Source organism: Bacteroides sp. 1_1_30, assembly GCF_020982715.1.
Lineage (GTDB): Bacteria > Bacteroidota > Bacteroidia > Bacteroidales > Bacteroidaceae > Bacteroides > Bacteroides xylanisolvens.
The window spans coordinates 1-554 of the sequence record NZ_JAJKHN010000258.1; the positions used below are offsets into that span (position 1 = coordinate 1).

Annotated in this window: 1 pseudogene; it reads right to left on the reverse strand. The window is 53.6% G+C overall.

Annotated features, from left to right (window positions below):
* A pseudogene (locus tag LPH68_RS26560) lies at window positions 1-554 on the reverse strand (viral A-type inclusion protein); the annotation flags it as partial.

Consider the following 554-nt stretch of genomic DNA (forward strand, 5'->3'; position numbering starts at 1 on the left):
TGCGTTTGCAGCCGGGCAAAATCCAATGTGCCGTTGCCACCGGGGAGCATGCTTTGAATACGTTCAATGGCATCGTAAACAACCTGCTGGTCCGCTGCTCCTGATTTTTTGAACTCATCCGTCTTGACATACTGCTTAAGTTCGCCAAGCAGGTTCTTCATCTGGTCTGCAAGCAGACCGGTCAAATCCCCGAACGCTGCTCCCCAGTCTATCTTCTGGGTAAGGGCTTCCATGTCCACTTTGTGCACAGCCGCATCACGCTGCTTCTCCAAAGTCAGCCTTTCGCCCTGGGACTGTGCCTTGCGGATTTTCTCGGCATATTCTTCAGCGATGGCCAGTTTCTGCTGCTGGAAGGTACCGTATTCCTTCAGATAGTCACGCATGGCTTCCGCCTCTTCCCTGTACACGTCCGTCTCCGCTTTTTTCCGGGACTCGGTGTTTGAGGCACGGGCTTTTTCAAGTGCATCCTGTTGCTCACGGGTAAGTCCGTTATCTCCGGTGGATATGCCGGCTTCCTTGTTCTCACGCTTCCAGTCGGCTTCCTGCCGGTTAAT